The organism is Brevibacillus sp. M2.1A, from assembly GCF_013284355.2.
In the GTDB taxonomy this organism is placed as follows: domain Bacteria; phylum Bacillota; class Bacilli; order Brevibacillales; family Brevibacillaceae; genus Brevibacillus.
In genome coordinates this window covers 3,866,622-3,883,968 of the sequence record NZ_JABSUY020000001.1, presented here as the reverse complement: position 1 = coordinate 3,883,968, position 17,347 = coordinate 3,866,622, and the positions used below count along the sequence as shown (strand labels likewise).

The 17,347-nt window shown below is 49.1% G+C and carries 19 protein-coding genes and 1 riboswitch; of the genes, 16 read left to right on the top strand and 3 right to left on the bottom strand.

What is annotated here, in order from left to right; translation table 11 throughout:
• Positions 1-268: 268 nt before the first annotated feature.
• Positions 269-1,720 carry an aldehyde dehydrogenase family protein gene (locus HP567_RS18645; protein WP_173607748.1) on the top strand — a complete coding sequence of 484 codons (1,452 nt, stop codon included), beginning with the start codon at positions 269-271 and terminating at the stop codon, positions 1,718-1,720.
• A 26-nt stretch (positions 1,721-1,746) separates the two neighbouring features.
• Positions 1,747-2,637 (top strand): NAD(P)-dependent oxidoreductase, encoded by an 891-nt coding sequence (locus HP567_RS18640; protein WP_173607747.1) that lies wholly within the window; start codon positions 1,747-1,749, stop codon positions 2,635-2,637.
• Positions 2,638-2,731: 94 nt separating this feature from the next.
• Here HP567_RS18640 and HP567_RS18635 read toward each other — a convergent pair whose 3' ends face one another.
• Entirely contained in the window at positions 2,732-3,361 is a 630-nt protein-coding gene (locus HP567_RS18635) for a LysE family translocator (protein ID WP_173607746.1), read from the bottom strand.
• Between the two features lie 416 nt (positions 3,362-3,777).
• Between HP567_RS18635 and HP567_RS18630 the strand changes: the two genes are divergently transcribed.
• The 12 genes from HP567_RS18630 to HP567_RS18575 all read left to right on the top strand — a co-directional run bounded on the left by HP567_RS18630 (position 3,778) and on the right by HP567_RS18575 (position 13,332).
• Positions 3,778-4,086 (top strand): thioredoxin family protein, encoded by a 309-nt coding sequence (locus HP567_RS18630; RefSeq protein ID WP_173607745.1) that lies wholly within the window; start codon positions 3,778-3,780, stop codon positions 4,084-4,086.
• A gap of 64 nt (positions 4,087-4,150) precedes the next feature.
• A complete protein-coding gene (locus tag HP567_RS18625; protein WP_173607744.1) occupies positions 4,151-5,434 on the top strand; it encodes a LysM peptidoglycan-binding domain-containing protein in 1,284 nt (427 codons plus the stop codon).
• A gap of 96 nt (positions 5,435-5,530) precedes the next feature.
• Positions 5,531-5,758: a hypothetical protein gene (locus tag HP567_RS18620; RefSeq protein WP_217366846.1), complete on the top strand. Its 228-nt coding sequence runs from the start codon at positions 5,531-5,533 to the stop codon at positions 5,756-5,758.
• 82 nt (positions 5,759-5,840) lie between these two features.
• Positions 5,841-7,052, top strand: a complete 1,212-nt coding sequence (locus tag HP567_RS18615) for an alanyl-tRNA editing protein (RefSeq protein WP_173607742.1) — start codon at positions 5,841-5,843, stop codon at positions 7,050-7,052.
• Positions 7,053-7,085: 33 nt separating this feature from the next.
• Entirely contained in the window at positions 7,086-7,469 is a 384-nt protein-coding gene (locus HP567_RS18610) for a kinase-associated lipoprotein B (RefSeq protein ID WP_173607741.1), read from the top strand.
• A gap of 41 nt (positions 7,470-7,510) precedes the next feature.
• Positions 7,511-7,621, top strand: a riboswitch (TPP riboswitch).
• A 198-nt stretch (positions 7,622-7,819) separates the two neighbouring features.
• Positions 7,820-8,023, top strand: a complete 204-nt coding sequence (gene thiS / locus HP567_RS18605) for a sulfur carrier protein ThiS (protein ID WP_173607740.1) — start codon at positions 7,820-7,822, stop codon at positions 8,021-8,023.
• Positions 8,024-8,028: 5 nt separating this feature from the next.
• On the top strand, positions 8,029-8,802 hold the full coding sequence (locus tag HP567_RS18600; protein ID WP_173607739.1) for a thiazole synthase: 774 nt from the start codon (positions 8,029-8,031) through the stop codon (positions 8,800-8,802).
• The gene (locus tag HP567_RS18595; RefSeq protein ID WP_173607738.1) at positions 8,795-10,090 is read left to right on the top strand and encodes an acetylornithine deacetylase; all 1,296 of its coding nucleotides are present in this window, start codon (positions 8,795-8,797) and stop codon (positions 10,088-10,090) included. Before HP567_RS18600 ends, HP567_RS18595 begins: the two co-directional genes overlap by 8 nt.
• Before the next feature lie 8 nt (positions 10,091-10,098).
• A complete protein-coding gene (gene tenA, locus HP567_RS18590) occupies positions 10,099-10,779 on the top strand; it encodes a thiaminase II (protein ID WP_173607737.1) in 681 nt (226 codons plus the stop codon).
• On the top strand, positions 10,764-11,546 hold the full coding sequence (locus HP567_RS18585) for an ABC transporter ATP-binding protein (RefSeq protein ID WP_173607736.1): 783 nt from the start codon (positions 10,764-10,766) through the stop codon (positions 11,544-11,546). Before tenA ends, HP567_RS18585 begins: the two co-directional genes overlap by 16 nt.
• Complete coding sequence (locus HP567_RS18580; protein WP_173608359.1) at positions 11,546-12,304, top strand: ABC transporter permease; 759 nt, start codon at positions 11,546-11,548, stop codon at positions 12,302-12,304. Before HP567_RS18585 ends, HP567_RS18580 begins: the two co-directional genes overlap by 1 nt.
• Positions 12,301-13,332, top strand: a complete 1,032-nt coding sequence (locus HP567_RS18575) for an ABC transporter substrate-binding protein (protein ID WP_173607735.1) — start codon at positions 12,301-12,303, stop codon at positions 13,330-13,332. Before HP567_RS18580 ends, HP567_RS18575 begins: the two co-directional genes overlap by 4 nt.
• A 97-nt stretch (positions 13,333-13,429) precedes the next feature.
• Here HP567_RS18575 and HP567_RS18570 read toward each other — a convergent pair whose 3' ends face one another.
• Positions 13,430-14,812 (bottom strand): sensor histidine kinase, encoded by a 1,383-nt coding sequence (locus HP567_RS18570; protein ID WP_173607734.1) that lies wholly within the window; start codon positions 14,810-14,812, stop codon positions 13,430-13,432.
• The gene (locus HP567_RS18565) at positions 14,813-15,526 is read right to left on the bottom strand and encodes a response regulator transcription factor (RefSeq protein ID WP_173607733.1); all 714 of its coding nucleotides are present in this window, start codon (positions 15,524-15,526) and stop codon (positions 14,813-14,815) included.
• A 152-nt stretch (positions 15,527-15,678) separates the two neighbouring features.
• Here HP567_RS18565 and HP567_RS18560 point away from each other — a divergent pair, with 152 nt between their 5' ends.
• Both HP567_RS18560 and HP567_RS18555 read left to right on the top strand, forming a co-directional pair.
• Positions 15,679-16,590 (top strand): ABC transporter ATP-binding protein, encoded by a 912-nt coding sequence (locus HP567_RS18560; RefSeq protein ID WP_173607732.1) that lies wholly within the window; start codon positions 15,679-15,681, stop codon positions 16,588-16,590.
• The gene (locus tag HP567_RS18555) at positions 16,590-17,339 is read left to right on the top strand and encodes an ABC transporter permease (protein WP_173607731.1); all 750 of its coding nucleotides are present in this window, start codon (positions 16,590-16,592) and stop codon (positions 17,337-17,339) included. Before HP567_RS18560 ends, HP567_RS18555 begins: the two co-directional genes overlap by 1 nt.
• Positions 17,340-17,347: the final 8 nt, after the last annotated feature.

Genomic DNA, 17,347 nt, shown 5'->3' with positions numbered 1-17,347 from the left:
GGGGAATATTCGTGGTGGCGTTTTCATGAAAAGAGGAGAAAACAAGCCGAAAATGTCGATCACGCGAAAATTGGAACCAGATCGAAAAGGGCTGATCGCCAAACCATTCATGTAGTTTTTTAAGCAGGAGCGAAAAAGAATTCATCCACGTGTCCTCCATGTAGAGAAATACACATTTATAGTTGGAAATAAGTGTCTGTATATACATTGTATTCATAATTTTTGCTATATACAATACTTCTATAAGACGCGGAAGGTGGGAGACGATTTGACAGCAACCTACAATAACTACATCGCTGGAGCTTGGGTGACGAGCCATACTGGACAGGTTTTCCCTAGCACGAACCCTGCCAATACGAATGAGATTCTCGGTTATTTTCAAAAATCGGACGGGCTGGATGCACGTTCTGCGATTGAAGCTGCTGCCAATGCTTTTGGTGAATGGTCGCAAAAATCGGCTCCCACACGTGGAGAGTTCTTGTTTTCCCTCATTCACTTATTGGAAAAACACAAAGAAGAGCTCGCAGAAACGATCACCCGTGAAGTAGGAAAAACATTGCGCGAAGCGAGAGGCGAAGTTGCCAAGACAATCACTTCCATGAAGCAGTTGACCGGGGAAGCCACACGCTTGACGGGTCAAACGGTGCCTTCCTTTGATGAACGGGTAATTGGTTACACGGTGCGAGAGCCAATCGGGGTTTTCGCGATCATTGCCCCATGGAATTTTCCGCTGGGGATTGGCTTGTGGAAGATCGTCCCAGCCATCCTCGCGGGCAATACGGTTGTATTCAAACCAGCGAGCAACACCTCCTTGATTAGCGTAAAGCTGGTACAGCTCCTGATTGAAAGCGGCGTTCCCAGTGGCGTTGTGAATTTGGTAACAGGACCAGGTGCGGTAATCGGGGATGAATTAGCGAATCATCCACTGGTCAAAGGGATCTCATTTACGGGTTCTTCTGAAGTGGGACTTGCCTTGGGGAGGGCAGTTGGAGCCAGAGGAGGCAAGATTCAGGCGGAGATGGGCGGGAAAAATCCGGCGATCATACTCGCGGACGCCGATATTGACCTCGCTATCGATTCCATCGTATTGAGTGGATTCTTCGATAATGGCCAACGCTGTACGGGGACAAGTCGTGTATTGGTTGTTCCCGAAGTAGCCGAACAAGTAAAAGCAAAACTGATCGAGCGGGCGAAGGGCTTGAAAATCGGGAATGGTTTCGATCCAGACAATCATAACGGTCCAGTAGTGGACGAGCATCAGCTCAATTTGTATCTTCATTATGTACAGAAGGGCATCGAAGAAGGCGGCGTACTGGAATGCGGGGGTAAGCGCCTTGTAGAAGGTGAACTCGCCCAGGGCTATTTCGTTGCTCCGACGGTATTTACCGGCATCACGCAGGAGATGACGATTGCCAACGAAGAAATTTTTGGCCCTGTGATCGCCGTGATCGATGTGGATTCTTTCGAACATGCTATGCAAGTGGCTAACCAGGTGGAATTCGGCTTGTCCTCCACGATTTTTACGAACGATTTGCAAAAAGCGTTCCAATTTGTCAAAGGCATTCAGTCAGGTGTCACGCATGTCAATATGCCGTCGACTCATTTTGAATCACAGTTTCCGTTTGGCGGCAAAAAAATATCTGGGTTGGGTCCGAGAGAGCAAGGGGAGTCAGCGCTCGATTTTTACGTCGAGACAAAAACGGTTTATATTCGGCCATAAGTATAGGGAAAGCAGGAGGAGCGAAGATGGAAGCGATTGGCGTTATCGGCATTGGTGCAATGGGCAAAGGGATGGTCTGCAATCTGCTGCAAAAAGGCTACCACGTGTATGCCTATGATCCAAGTCCGGCAGCAAAAGCCTGGGCGAAGGAAAAAGGAGCGACGGTCGTAGAGTCTCCACTGGCAGTGGGTAGCGTAGCACGTGTCGTTTTCACTTCGCTTCCAGGTCCTGCGATTGTTGAGGAAGTCATGCTGGGTGAGGACGGACTTTTCTTATCATTAGGGGCTGGTAGTTTCGTATTTGATACAAGTACGATCGATCCTGCCACGGCAAAACGTCTGAATCAGCATGGCGTAGGTAAAGGGATCTACTACTATGATTGTCCGGTGAGTGGAGGACCCGCGGGTTCTGCTGCCGGAACGTTGACCATTATGGTTGGCGGTGATGAGGCAAAGCTTCCGGAAATCATGGACTATCTCAGGGCGATTGGGAAGGAAATTTTTTATCTGGGGGAATCCGGCTCCGCACAGGTGGCGAAGCTTTGTCACAACTCTGTCGTTGCAGTCATTACAGCAGCGTTGGGCGAGGCGTTCAGTGTCGGGGCAAAAGCTGGCGTTGATCCACACAAGCTGGCAGCTGTCATGGACAAAGGCTCTGCCCACAATCGTGTGCTCTCCGTTTTTGGGCCGAACATCTTGTACGGTACGTATGAAAATACCGTCTTTTCCTTGGATCATATGCACAAGGATTTACAGCTATATGCACAAACCGCACGTGAACAGCAAGTGCCTGTTCTCGTTGGAGGCACGGTTGCGCAAATGTATGCGGCAGCCAAAGCACAAGGCAAAGGGAGCTGGGATTCGAGTGCGGTCTGTACCGTGACCGAGGAGCTGGCTCATACAACGATTGCGCGTTAAGTGTTGAGTTTGACGAAAGAGAAAGTAGACTACGGCAACTATTGCTGTAGTCTACTTTTTTATGCAGGCTCTTATTGAATGAAAGTATGGAGCACTATCTACGATCAAAAGCAAGACTCGCAGCAAGACCTGTCAAGACACTTGCCATGAGCCAACGCTGCACGCGCAGCCATGTTGGGCGTGTGCCAAACCACATAGCAACTCTGCTTGCTACCAGAACAATAAGCAGGTTAACGGTAAAGCTGACGGCTATTTGTGTGAGGCCTAAAATAGCACTTTGCAGGAGCACCGATCCCCGCGCAGGATCTACAAACTGAGGCAAGAGTGAAACATACAAAATAGCAATTTTGGGGTTCAGTAGATTTGTCATGAATCCCATCAAAAATAACTTTTTCGGTGGTTCAATCGAAAGAGTATCAGGCTTGAGAATGGAAGCTGCACCCGGTTTGACCGCATTCCAAGCGAGCCAAAGCAGGTATACAGCTCCGACCCATTTGACTGATTCGTAAATAAACGGAACCGTTATGAAAAGAGCAGAGAGGCCGAGCATGGTTGCAATCATGTAAATCACGAATCCAAGTATGACACCAAGAAGTGAGATGACTCCAGCTTTGCGACCTTGAGAAATGGTACGAGAAATGAGGTAAATCATGTTAGGGCCCGGAGAACAAACCATGCCGAGCGAAACAAATAGAAAGGCAATAAGAGTACCAAAGCTCACCAATTTACATAACTCCTCTCCGTGGTTTTGTTCATTTTTGCACAAGAGTGCTCAATCACATACAATGCTTCGAACGGATGGATCACTGTCGGGTTGCTATAGCTATAGTACATCGTCGGGTCGAAATTAAACAGATTAAGTGTAAACGGAACGCCGTAAAAAGGACTGATTGGGGCAAGAACGGGGATGTTTTGATTCATATAAGTGAGAAAAGGCGGATTCATCGACAAGTAAAACAAGAAAAACAGGCAAACAGAAGAACCGCTCTGACATTATCTTTTCGATCATGAAACAAATAGCTGAAAACATTCAATTGGCTATCAATTTTTACGAAGCCTGTGCATCACGCTGTTGACATCCACAAACAGTGGGTCTAGCATGAATGATCATGTCCGATGAGATAGAAAGGAGTGAACGACTTGCAAGAACTATCCTCCATAGAACTGAACCAATACCTGCAAGAAAAGGAGTCGGTCGCTCTTTTTGTCTATACACCGATGTGTGGGACCTGCAAGCTTGCAGCACGTATGCTCAGCATCATGCAAGAAACATTGCCTACCGTCCCTCTGTATCAGATCAACATTAATACGGCACCAATATTGGCAGAACAATGGCAAGTAACCAGCGTACCCGCCTTGCTGATCTTTTATAAAAATCAATTGTTAGACCGCCATTATGCCATCCAGTCCGTTGGATTTTTATACGATGTATTGAAACCTCTTGCCTAGACATACACCTATTTCCTTCGCCATGAATATGACAAAGAGAGAAGAAATGCGAAGGAGGGGGCGTATGCAAATCCACGTGGTGGAAGAAGGACAAACCTTAGCGAGCATCGCCGAGACGTACGGAACGACCCCGGAAGCGATCAATAAGGCGAATGAATTGCCAGACCCCGATAAACTGGCAACCGGACAGGCGATGGTGATCCCGATTGTAGGAAGCTACTATTGGGTCAAACGAGGAGATACGTTGTATACGATCAGTCAGCGAAATCAGATCAGCGCAGCAGAGCTTGCTCGCGTCAATGGGATTTCTCCCTATAAACCGCTACAAGTCGGGCAAAAGCTATATATCCCGCCTCGCCCTAGACGAGCGGCTGATTTCAATGCGTATGTGGAACCGCGCCGTACAGTCCCACCCGCGATGGAAGCGGATGTTCGGACGGCTGCCCCTCATCTTACGTATTTGGCACCGTTTAGCTTTCGTATCAAACGGGATGGAACTCTCCAACGACCAAATCTGAACAATTTTCCGGCGATCGCAAAAGAAAACCAGGTCCTACTGATGATGGTCGTGACGAATTTGGAAAAAGGTCAGTTCAGTACGGAATTGGGCGCACTCATCCTGAACGATCAAGAGTTCCAGAACAAATTGTTGGATAATATTCTCGCGACCGCCCGTGAGCTTGGAATGGGGGATATCCATTTTGATTTGGAGGCTTTGCCTACAACAGGTGCAGAAGCGTACGCGAGCTTCTTGCGAAAAGCAAGGGATCGTATACATGCAGCGGGGTTGATGATGTCTGTTGCGCTCGCGCCGAAGACGAGTGCTGTGCAAGCAGGCAAATGGTATTCCGCCCATGATTACAAGGCGATAGGAGCGCTTGCCGATTTTGTCGTGATCATGACGTATGAATGGGGCTATAGTGGTGGTCCTCCCATGGCGGTTTCTCCGATCGGACCGGTGCGGCGTGTCTTACAGTACGCCATTACCGAAATACCAGCCGAGAAAATTTTGATGGGCCAAAATCTGTACGGATACGACTGGACCTTACCGTACGAGCGAGGGACGACAGCGCGAGCATTGAGTCCACAGGCAGCGATTGCACTGGCTTCCCAGCATAATGCCGTCATCCGGTATGACTATCGGGCGCAGGCTCCGTTTTTTACGTACACCGATAATCAAGGCAAGCAACATCAGGTGTGGTTTGAGGATGCACGGTCGATCCAAGCCAAGTTCAATCTGGTTAAACAGCTTGGTTTGCGAGGCGTCAGCTACTGGAAACTCGGTTTGCCATTTCCGCAAAATTGGCTGTTGATCGAGGAGAACTTTCGCGTCCGCAAGCGTGCATAGTCATCTGGCGTACATTCCATCACGGGTTGTACGCCTTTTTTTCGAATGAACAATCATGGTATGATGAAGATGACAGGAAGGAAAAGGGGAGAAATCATGGGAGAATGCAAATTGGATCACAGCCATGAGGACGTACTCAAGAAACTGGCAGAACAAGCGCCTCATCTGTCGGAATTGCGTGTGAGTCAATTCAAAAATAAGTTGAATAGCGAACTCAGCCAAGAGCGTCTAAACGAGCTGTTTCATTTATTGAAAAAGTATGACCTGGCAAGCCCAGAGGAGCGTCAAGAGCGCGAAAAACAAATGGATCAGTTGTTTGGCTAAGCTTTATACATACGTTTTTTCGTTTTGCCCCCAAGTGGGAGAATCAGGCTGGAACCATGGTTCCATGCAGCGAGGAGTAACGATGGACGACAGACTCTATTATCAGGATGCCTATACAAGAACCTTCTCGGCCCAGGTGACGAGGACTGGTGTCGAGCAAGATGGGACACCTTACGTGGTACTGAATCAAACGGCTTTTTACCCTACTGGAGGCGGACAGCCTTCCGACCTGGGCGTATTGGAAGAGATTCGTGTGGTAGATGTGGAAGAGGTAGATGGCGAAATTCGTCACCGACTGGAGGCTCCTTTGTCCGAAAGCACAGCGGAAGTAACGGGGCACATCGATTGGGACCGCCGCTTCGATCACATGCAGCAGCATGCTGGTCAACACATTTTATCGGCGTCTTTCCTGGAAATCTTGCAGGCGGAGACCGTCGCCTTTCACCTGGGCAAAGAGCGTGTCACCATTGATGTACGACTGGATGAGTTGACTGCAGATGTATGGGAGAAGGTAGAAAAGCGAGCGAATCAGATTGTTTTGGAAAACCACCCCATCATTGCACGGTTTGTTGATGACGAGGAATTGGCAACGCTGCCCTTGAAAAAACAACCGACTGTTACGGAAAATATTCGCGTCGTGATGATACCTGATTTTGATTACAATCCATGTGGAGGAACACATCCAGCGCGGACGGGCGAAGTCGGGATGATCAAGATCTTGGGCTGGGAGCGGCATCGCGGAAACATTCGTTTGGAATTTATCTGTGGCTGGCGAGCTTTGCGGGACTATAACCAAAAGCAAGCTGTCGTTCGTGATACGGCGAAGTTGCTCGCTACCAATGAAGGAGAACTGATCGCACAGACGGAACGTCTCCTTGCAGAACGCGACACCTTGAAGGCAAAAGTGGCAGAAGTGGATAAGCAGTTCTTGGAAGTGGAAGTCAATCAACAATTGACTGCTGCCACCAAACTCGGTCATTCTCGCCTCATAATGAGCACCTTCACAGACAAAACCATTCAACAGCTTCAGCAGTTCGCACAGCTGGCTACTGCTCTGGCGCCAGATGCGATTTGCCTCTTGGCTGCTACTGCCGAAGACAAAATGCAAGTCGTGTTTGCTCGTGGACAAGAAGTCAACATAGCCATCAATCAAGTGTTGAAAGAAACCTTGCCGATCATTAACGGAAAAGGCGGGGGAAATCCTGCCATGGCACAGGGTGGCGGGCAGTCAGTAGTGGATGCGGAAGAAGTATTGCTGCATGCACGCAATCTGCTGGAAGCCTCGCTGATGTAAATGCATTCGATTCAAGAAAAGGAGGAAACCGCGATGAACTGGAATCCGGGAGATATTGTTCGTGTTTCGCAGCGGACTGGTGAATATATTGCAGAAGTATTGGAAATCCACGACTCGAAGCTGCTGGTAAAAGTGTTGGCAGTAACCAAATACCCAACCCAAGGCGATTTGCATTCTTCCTACGAAGTAGATGTGCCGCTGTTTCACCAGCGTCCAGCACTCTCTTACATGGAAAAATTCATGACGCCTGTCCAAGGGGTCATTCGCTACAATGGAGCGATTCCAGATTACAAGGAATCTGTGCGTCAGGCGATGGAGAGAGAAATGGAAAAGCTTGCAAAAATGGCAGCTTGGGCAGAGCGCTGTCTCGCTGAGCTCGAAAAGATGCACAAGGAAGCCTTTACAAACACGAAATAGAGTGGTACTGTAAAACTCGAATGTACGATAATTGCATAGCTTTACTACCAAACGGGGGCCAAGCAACGTTGGCTGAGATTGTAACGAGTGTGTTACTGACCGTTGAACCTGACCTGGGTCATGCCAGCGGAGGAAGAGGTATTTGGAATCAGGATCACATGTCGCATCCGAGCGGAACTATGCTTGTTTGCGAGCATGGATGATAAGATGACACTCAACCATCCGAGGCGGATGGTTTTTTTATGCCATTCGTCCGGGGAGATGGGATGGGTATACGGCTTCTTCTGTTTGTCTGAATCGACTCAGGCAGGTGGGAGAAGCCGTTTTTTTCCAGTAGAAGGAGGTAATCAATGATTGTTCAACTGAATGGGAAAAAAGTAGAGTTGGCGGAAGAAATCACGACAGTGCGGGCCTTGCTCGCTTCTTATTCCCTGCAAGAGAAAATTGTCGTCGTTGAGCGAAATGGTGACATTATTAATCGCTCTGCGTACGAACAAACACCGATTGCAGACGGAGATCGCATAGAAATCGTTCATTTTGTCGGAGGAGGATGATCAGCATGATGGATACATTGAAAATTGGACCTTACGAGTTTCGCTCCCGTTTACTTCTAGGGACAGGTAAATTCGCTGATTTGGATACACAAGGGAAAGCAGTAGAGGTGTCGGAAGCAGAAATTTTGACCTTTGCGATTCGCCGCTTGAATTTGGAAAATCCGCAAGAACCGAACTTTTTGGAACAACTCGATTTGAAAAAATTCACACTGCTACCAAATACAGCAGGTGCCTATACAGCAGAAGAAGCAGTGCGCATTGCCCGTTTGGCTAAAGCATCTGGACTGTGTGACATGATCAAGGTCGAAGTCATTGGAGACCCGAAAACACTTCTCCCTGACCCAATTGGCACGCTCGAGGCTTCGAAAATCTTGGTGGAAGAAGGCTTTATCGTGCTGACCTACACCAATGATGACCCGATTCTGGCCAGACGTCTGCAAGAGGTTGGCGTACATGCGGTTATGCCAGGTGCGTCTCCAATTGGTTCCGGGCAAGGGATTGTCAACGAAAACAATATCCGCTTTATCATCGAAGATGCGAAAGTACCGATTATCGTAGATGCAGGGATTGGCTCGCCAGCAGACTGCGCAAAAGCGATGGAGCTAGGGGCTGACGGTGTCTTGTTGAATACAGCAGTCGCTCTCGCTGACAATCCTGTCCTGATGGCAGAAGCGATGAAGCTAGGGGTCGAAGCAGGTCGCAAAGGCTTCCTGGCAGGCCGTATCGCGAAAAAGCGTTACGCATCCGCGAGCAGCCCGACCGAAGGGATGATTGAGTAACGTGCATCGACTGACAGAAGCGGTAGAATCGATTGCCAGCCGCAAAGAAGAGCTGTTCGCCTTATTGGCAGAGCTCGTTTCTCATCCGACTGTGAGTCCTCCCGCACGAAACAGCGATGTGGCACAAGGAGTAATCGCCAACAGACTGCAAGCGATGGGATTCGAAGTGGATCGCTGGACGGTATATCCGGGAGACGACAATATCGTCGGGCGGTTATCAGGGAGTGCCTCAACTCACGCAAACAGCTTGATTATCAACGGGCATATCGATGTGGCTGAAGTCGGAGATGACATCGGGTGGACGTATCCACCTTTTGCTTTGACATATGGCAAGGATGGACGCCTGTACGGTCGTGGAGTTGCGGATATGAAAGGTGGACTCGCAGCGAGCTTGTTTGCGATCCAAATGCTTCGCGAACACGGAATCGAGCTCCAAGGCGATTTGCTCTTTCAATCCGTCATCGGTGAAGAAGCGGGTGAAGCGGGGACATTGGCCGCCATCGAGCGTGGCTATCAGGCTGACTACGCCGTTGTAGTGGACACGAGCAATCTCCAAATGCAAGGGCAGGGCGGGGTCATTACAGGCTGGATCACGATTGAGAGTCCGACGACGCTGCATGACGGAATGCGTGCACAGACGATTCATGCAGGCGGCCGCGTCAGGGGAGCTTCTGCCATTGAAAAAATGACGAAGGTGATTACCGCACTACAGGAGCTGGAGCGGGACTGGGCAGTCATGAAGTCCTATCCCGGCTTCCCGGCAGGCAGCAATACGATCAATCCCGCAGTCATCGAGGGAGGTCGTCACGCTGCGTTCATCGCAGACCGTTGCGCTCTCTGGATTACTGTTCATTTTTATCCGAACGAATCCTATGAAGAGATTATTCGAGAGATCGAGGATCACGTCGGGCGTGCAGCAGCCGCTGATCTTTGGCTGAGAGACAATCCTCCAACCTTCCGTTGGGGTGGACGTTCGATGATTGAGGAGCGCGGTGAAATCTTCCCATCACTGGAGTTGGATACGAAGCATCCGGGGTTGGCTACACTGCAATCCGCATATGAGAGTCTCATGCATCAAACGCCTATTGTTAACATGTCGCCTACGGTGACGGATGCAGGCTGGTTTGCGCATGCAGGCATTCCGGCTGTCCTATTCGGACCGGGTGAGCTCGCACATGCACATGCCGTAGATGAATCCATTGATCCTGACCAGCTCGTTCATTTTGCCCAGATCATGACCCGTTTCATCGCCACCTGGTGCAATACCCCAAAGGAAGCGAAGGAGTGAGTATCCGCATGACAACCTTTACTGATCGTTTGAGAAAAAGTGTAGCCCCAATCTGGGAGCGTGTTCATCAACATCCTTTCGTCACCGGACTTGGAGATGGCAGCCTGCCTATTGGTGCCTTCAAATATTACATGAAACAAGACTACATCTATCTGATTGATTACGCGAAAATGTTCGCGATTGCCAGTGTGAAGGCGTACGATCTGGAAACAAGCTCTCGCTTTGCTGCTTTGCAAGAATCGACGCTGAACACAGAGATGGAGCTGCATCGTCAGTATGCCGAGCGCTTTGGCATCTCTCGCGCGGAGCTGGAAGCGACAGAGCCTTCCTTTGTGATGCTCGGGTACACCAGCTACATGCTGCGTGTCGCTCATCAAGGGTCGTTGGCCGACTTGGTGAGTGCACTACTCCCATGCACATGGAGCTATTGGGAAATCGGAAAGCGCTTGGCACAAGTAGAAGGAGCGCTGGATCACGAACTGTATGGCGAATGGGTACGTATGTACAGCTCTGATGAATTTGGGCAGTTGGCGATTTGGCTGATTGAGATCATGAACCAATTGGCGGAAGGTAAGAGCGAGCAAGAACTGGCCAAACTGGAGGAGTATTTCGTCAACACCTCCAAAATGGAGTACATGTTCTGGGACATGTCCTACAGAGAGGAAATGTGGCCGTGGGAGAACAACTAGCTTTCGCCGACGTCAGCTTTTCGTATGGCGACAGGCAGATTCTCGATCATTTTGATCTGCGTGTGGAAAAAGGGGAATTCGTCAGCTTGATCGGTCCGAGCGGGATCGGGAAAAGCACCTTGTTTCAGCTCATCGCAGGTCTTCTTGAGCCGGGACAAGGCGAAATCTGGCTCGGCAGTGTACCAGTCGCAAATCGTTTAGGGCAGGTCGGCTATATGCCCCAACGCGATCTGCTCATGCCATGGCGTACAATTGTCGAAAATGCAGCTTTGCCGCTGGAAATCAAAGGTATGACGAAAAAAGAAGCGCATGAGCGTGTCAGACAGCAATTGCCAAGGTACGGGCTTCAGGATTGGGCTTACAGCTATCCAGCCCAGCTTTCCGGTGGCATGCGTCAGCGGGTTTCCTTTTTGCGTGCGTTGTTTTCAGGCGCAGAGATGATGCTGTTGGATGAGCCGTTTAGTGCGTTGGATGGAATTACGAGAATGGACATGCAAGAGTGGCTGATGGAAAAGTGGCAGGAAACAGGCAGTACGATGCTGATGATTACGCACGATATCGACGAAGCTATTCTACTTGCAGATCGGATTATCGTCCTTTCAGGTAGTCCGATCACCAAGCCCATCGAATTAACCGTTCCGGTGAGCAGACCGCGAACGGCGAGCAGCCGCAACCAAGCCGGATTTTTGGCATTGCGTGAGCAAATTTGGGAATTGCTTCGACAGGATCGCCAATCAGCAATGAAGCCCTTGAGGAGAGAAGCATGATGGGGAGAGGCATTTGGTTTGGCATCTCCATCGCCATTTTTCTCCTGGCGTGGGAAGCTGGATGTCGCTTCCTAGGGGTGCCGCCATTCATTTTACCGCCACCTAGCGCTGTGGTCGTATCGTTGTGGGATTTACGTACCTCTTTAGTAGGTTTACATCTTTGGGCGACGTTAAAGGAAGTGTTACTGGGGCTATCGATCTCGATTGTATTTGGAATCTCACTTGCCTTTGCAATGATTCGCAGTCGGATTGTGGAGCGTCTGGTCTATCCGTACATCGTTATTTCCCAAACAATCCCAATCATCGCATTATCACCTGTATTTATTTTGTGGTTCGGGTATGATTTATCTGGAAAAATCGCTGTAACGATTCTGTTTACTTTCTTTCCGATCGTTGTCAACACGTATGATGGACTTCGCTCGACTGACAAGGAAATGCTCCAGTTGTTAAAAACAATGGGGGCAACGAACGGACAAATTTTCACCAAGCTGCAACTCCCGTCGAGTTTACCCCATTTCTTCAGTGGTCTGAAAGTGGCAGCTACTTACAGTGTGGCTGGGGCGACGATTGGGGAATGGCTGGGAGCGAGCGAGGGACTCGGGTACTTTGGGAGACGGGCATCCGGCAATTTTCAGGCACCCGCGTTGTTTGCCTCGGTCCTGTTACTCTCCATTCTCGGCATGCTGCTGTTTTGGCTAGTTGGACGAATCGAACGTCATTTTTCCCCGCATATGAAAATCAAAGGAGAACAACAATGAAACCTTTCAACAAATGGACAAAAGCATTCATGGCACTTACATTGGCAACGGGTCTTGCTGCATGCGGCAATCAGGCGAGCTCGGATGCTGGTCAGACGCAAGCCCCTGCTGATAAAGGAACGGAGCCGACTGAGTTGACGATTGCGCTCGATTGGTATCCGAATGCTGTACATTCCTTCTTGTATGCCGCAGAGGAGCAAGGGTATTTCAAAGACGAGAACCTCAAGGTGACCATGCAAATGCCTTCGGACAGCAATGATCCGTTGAAGATGGCGGCTGCGGGCAAAGTGGATTTGGCGATCAGCTATCAACCACAGCTCATCCAAGCTCGTGCAGAAGGCGTTCCTGTCGTATCTGTAGGTGCGCTCGTTCGTCATCCGTTAAACGTGATCATGACGCGCCAAGACAGTGGAATCGATACTCCACAAAAGTTGGCTGGAAAAAATATCGGTTATCCATCACTTCCACTGGATGAATCGATCGTACGTCAAGTTGTGAAGCATAGTGGTGGCGATGATTCCGGATTGACCTTCACAGATATTGGCTTTGACATCGTCCCAGCGTTGACGGCGAAAAAGGTCGATGCAGTGGTAGGTGGCTATATCAACCATGAACAACTGATTTTGGAGAAGCACGGCATTCCAGTCAATGTGTTCAAGCCTTTTGAGTTTGGTGTTCCAGACTATTATGAGCTCGTATTGGCAACAAGTGACGAGACTTTGGGCAAAAAGCAGAAAGCTGTGGAAGGTTTCCTGCGTGCGATTGGCAAGGGCCAGGACTATGTGAAAAATAATAAGGAAAAGGCACTCGATCTGTTGCTTGCCAAACAGGCTGCCGATTTCCCGCTGGAAAAAGACATTGAGACCAAGAGCTTGGATACCCTGATTCCGTTGATGGATGCGGGGGAAAAGCCTTTTGCATACCAGACGGCCGAATCTTGGCAAACACTGATTGATTGGATGAAAAAAGAGAAGCTGATAACCACTGACGTCAAAGCAGAAGAGATCATGCGCGATCTCGTGAAGTAATTAACGAGGAACATTAAAAGCACCCCATTTGCACGCTCGTGAGAGTCTACTCTCCATTGGCGAGACAAGGGGGTGCTTTCTCTATGCTGTCTTTCTTTTAGGAAGAGAGGGGGAAACAAAGCTCTGCTGTCATCCCTTTTCCTGTATCGCTTGTTAACAGCAGGTGTCCATGATGAGCGGCAGCTATACGTGCAACCATTGGCAAACCGAGACCATGACCATTGTGTAACGGAGATTTTCTTTTTGACGAATACGGCAATTCCACCAAGTCAGGCAGCATGCTTTGCTCAATGCCTTTTCCGTTGTCAGTGATAGTCAGGAGAGCATTGCGCTGGTTGGGTGACAGGGTCGTTTGCACGTGGATGCGACAGCCTGATGGGTTATGCACGATGCTGTTTTGGATCAAATTCGTAATGGCGCGGACAAGAAGTTTTTCATCGCCCATCACGAAGCATTGTTCAGTCGTGACATCCAACTCGATGGTAAACGTCTCTGCCAAATCATTATTCAAAAAGTCAGTGACAATTTGCCGGGCTAGTGTCGATAGCCGAATTGGTTTGGGATGGATGGGCTGCATCTCGTATTCCAGCATGGAGACGAGATTCAAGTCGCTGACCAAAGACCGGAGCTTTTCCCCTTGCTTTCGAATAATGCTTGCTTTTTGTTGCTGTTCGTAAGGCACCACGTCGCTTTCTTCCAATTCACTGGCATACCCGAGCACCATCGATAATGGCGTGCGTATATCGTGGGAAATTCCTGCGATCCAGTTCGAGCGTGCTTCGTCTCTGGCTTTTAGCAAAGCGTTCTTCTCCTGCAGAAGCGCCGAAGCATGATTGATGCTTCGGGCAATCCCGCTGAACACTCCTTTTGCCTCAACATGTGTATGCTGATCTTCTGACAGAGCGTGAATCCCCCTAATCAGTGGACGGATTGACCGAATGAGTCGAGAGCCGATGAATAGCGAGAGAAGAGCGGCGAGCAGTATATTTCCGAAAAGTAAAGCCAGCAATCGATATGGCAAATCACTTATCCAACTGATCGGGAAATGAATCTGGTACTTGGCGAGACTGTCCTTCGGGTAGCCCACGACGACCAGCCCCATCTCATGTTCCCAAACAAAAACAGGATAGTCTTGTAAATAATTTCGTGAGAACTGCGCCACTTCTGCTAAGGAAAAGGTGCGGGGCAATTGGTCTGGTATGGCGTAGTCCCAGAGGACCTTCCCATCGTTCGCAATCAGCATGGCCCAAGCCTGGCTTTTTTGCAACCATTCTCGTGCATTTGGTTCCAACGTATAGTGGGAACCGTTTACGTGAAGACCTTCTGCGACAGTTTGTGTGACGTAAATGGGAGGAGAGCCTTCATTTATGCCTTTGAAAACAAATGTACCGAGAATGATGTAATTGACGATGAGCAAAAAGACGGCGATTAGGATAGAAGCACCTGTATAACGACGTAAAATTCGTGCGGCTCCATCCATCTACGACTCTTCCTTTACGAGTAATTTGTACCCGAGTCCTCTTACCGTCAGCAAATATTCAGGAGTGGACGGACATGGCTCGATCTTTTCGCGAATGCGCCGCATATGAACCATCAGTGTGTTTTCATACCCGTAGTAATCGTCACCCCAGACGGATTGGCAAAGGGCATCACTCGTGACGATTCGTCCCCGATTTTCATAGAGTTTTCGCAAGAGGGCGTGCTCCTTGGCAGTCAACGCGTATTCTTGTTGGTCTCTCGTCACGGTTGCTGCCTCCAAATCGATTATACTGTCACCAAGCTGGAAAACGGGCAGACGTTCGATTTGGGGAGGAGCGTAAACGCGTCGTAAAATGACCAGAAGACGAAGAACGAGCTCACGCGATAAAAATGGCTTCACGATATAGTCGTCAGCGCCCAGGCCAAGTCCGAGCAATCGATCTTCATCTCCCCCTCTCGCTGACAAAAAAATGACAGGGATTTGCGAGAAACGACGGATCGAAGTCAAAAGTCCAAATCCATCTCCATCAGGCAGCATGACATCCAGAATGGCGACATCTGGCTTGTCCGAAGCGAATATCCCTAGCGCCTCTTTACAACTACCCGCATGAAAAATACGAGAGAATCCTTCCTTACGCAAAAATCCATCGATCATATTTCTGATTCCAAGCTCATCTTCCACGATGAGCACTTTTTTCTGTTTCCACTCTTCCATATTGAATCACCTGTATTCATTATACTCGCTCGATTTGTCTGTTCTACCCACTTGGAGTCGATTTAAGGTTGTCGTAAGATTCCTGTCAGCTTATTGACGGGTTGGGACTCTATGATTTCATTTGAGAGACCAACAGATAGGAGCGAGAAAACATGAATACGGTGATTCGAACGGAAAACCTTTCAAAACATTATGGAGGAGCCTATTGCGTCCAGCGTGTGAATCTTGTGGTAGGAGAAGGGGAGGTCTATGGCTTCCTCGGTCCAAATGGTGCAGGAAAATCGACGACTCTAAAAATGCTGCTAGGATTAGTCAGGCCGACGGAAGGGAGTGTATCTGTATTCGGGAAGGATTTTTGCAGAAACCGACTTGAAATTTTGAGTCAGACGGGTTCCTTGATCGAGGCTCCTTCCTATTACGGTCATCTTACCGGCCTTGAAAATATGCGTGTCATGCAGCGGCTGCGAGATGTCCCGGACAAATATGTAGAGAAGGCTTTGCAAATCGTTCGTTTGGAAAAACAAAAGAACAAAAAGGTAGATCAGTATTCGCTCGGGATGAAGCAACGACTGGGAATTGCCATGACTTTGCTGCATTTTCCAAAGCTCGTTATCCTCGACGAACCGACAAACGGTCTGGATCCTGCGGGAATCGGGGAAATTCGGGAATTGATTCAATCATTGCCACATCAGTATGGAATGACCGTGTTGATTTCCAGCCATCTGCTCTCGGAAATCGAGCAAGTAGCGACGTCCATTGGCATTATCCACGGAGGGAAACTCTTGTTTCAAGGAAGTATGGAGCAGCTGCAACGGAACAGCCAGCCTCATGTTTGGATGAAAACGCAGGATAATGAAAAAGCAAGAAGAGTTCTTCAAGAAATGGAGCTTTCTCCAAGTCTCCAAGATGGCTTTCTTGTCATCGAGGGCATGGAAGATAGGGAAGTAGCACAGACAAACCGGACGTTGATGATGGCGGGCATTGATGTTTATCGCATTGAAGTGCACAAGCAAAGTCTGGAGAGCATTTTCCTCTCCCTGACTGGTAGGGAGGGAAGTTTGTAATGAGGACGCTTTGGCTGGAGTTTTATAAAATTCGACATAAGCGTTTGTTTCTCATGCTCGCTATTCTTTTGAGTATCGAACTGGCATGGGGGTTTATGGCTGTCAGTACGTCGATGAATAAAAATCCAGATGCGCAGACGTGGAGCGCCATACTGGTTACGATTACAGCCATGAACGGATTGTTTTTGCCGATCGGTTCGGCTGTCATTGTTTCACGAATTTGTGATATGGAACACAAGGGGCGTACATGGAAGCTGCTGATGGCTGCCTCTGTTAGCCGAAAAGCGGTTTATGCGGCAAAATTCGTCTCTGCGGCTGTTCTGATGGGGAGTGCAGTCATTCTACAGGCTATGGCGATCGTGGCACTTGGCATTGGCTATGGTTTAGCAGAGCCAGTCCCGATTGGCCTATTACTCTGTTTTGTCGCAGGGACCACACTGACAAACCTCGTGGTGATTGCTCTGCAACAATGGGTTTCTCTCGCTATCAAAAATCAGGCGTTCAGCCTATGCCTCGGGATGATCGGGGGATTCATTGGCATGACAGCGAGCTTATTTCCGCCACAAGTCGGACGTCTTTTCATCTGGTCGTACTATGTAGACTTTTCGCCCGTTACGTATCGGTACGTGAACGAAACCATGCTGTTTGCTACACGTGAAATCGGCATTCATTTGCCGATCATCGTCGTACTCATGGGCATCGCATTTTTCCTTGCTGGGAGCATTCACGTATCCCGGCAGGACGTATAGGGAGGACC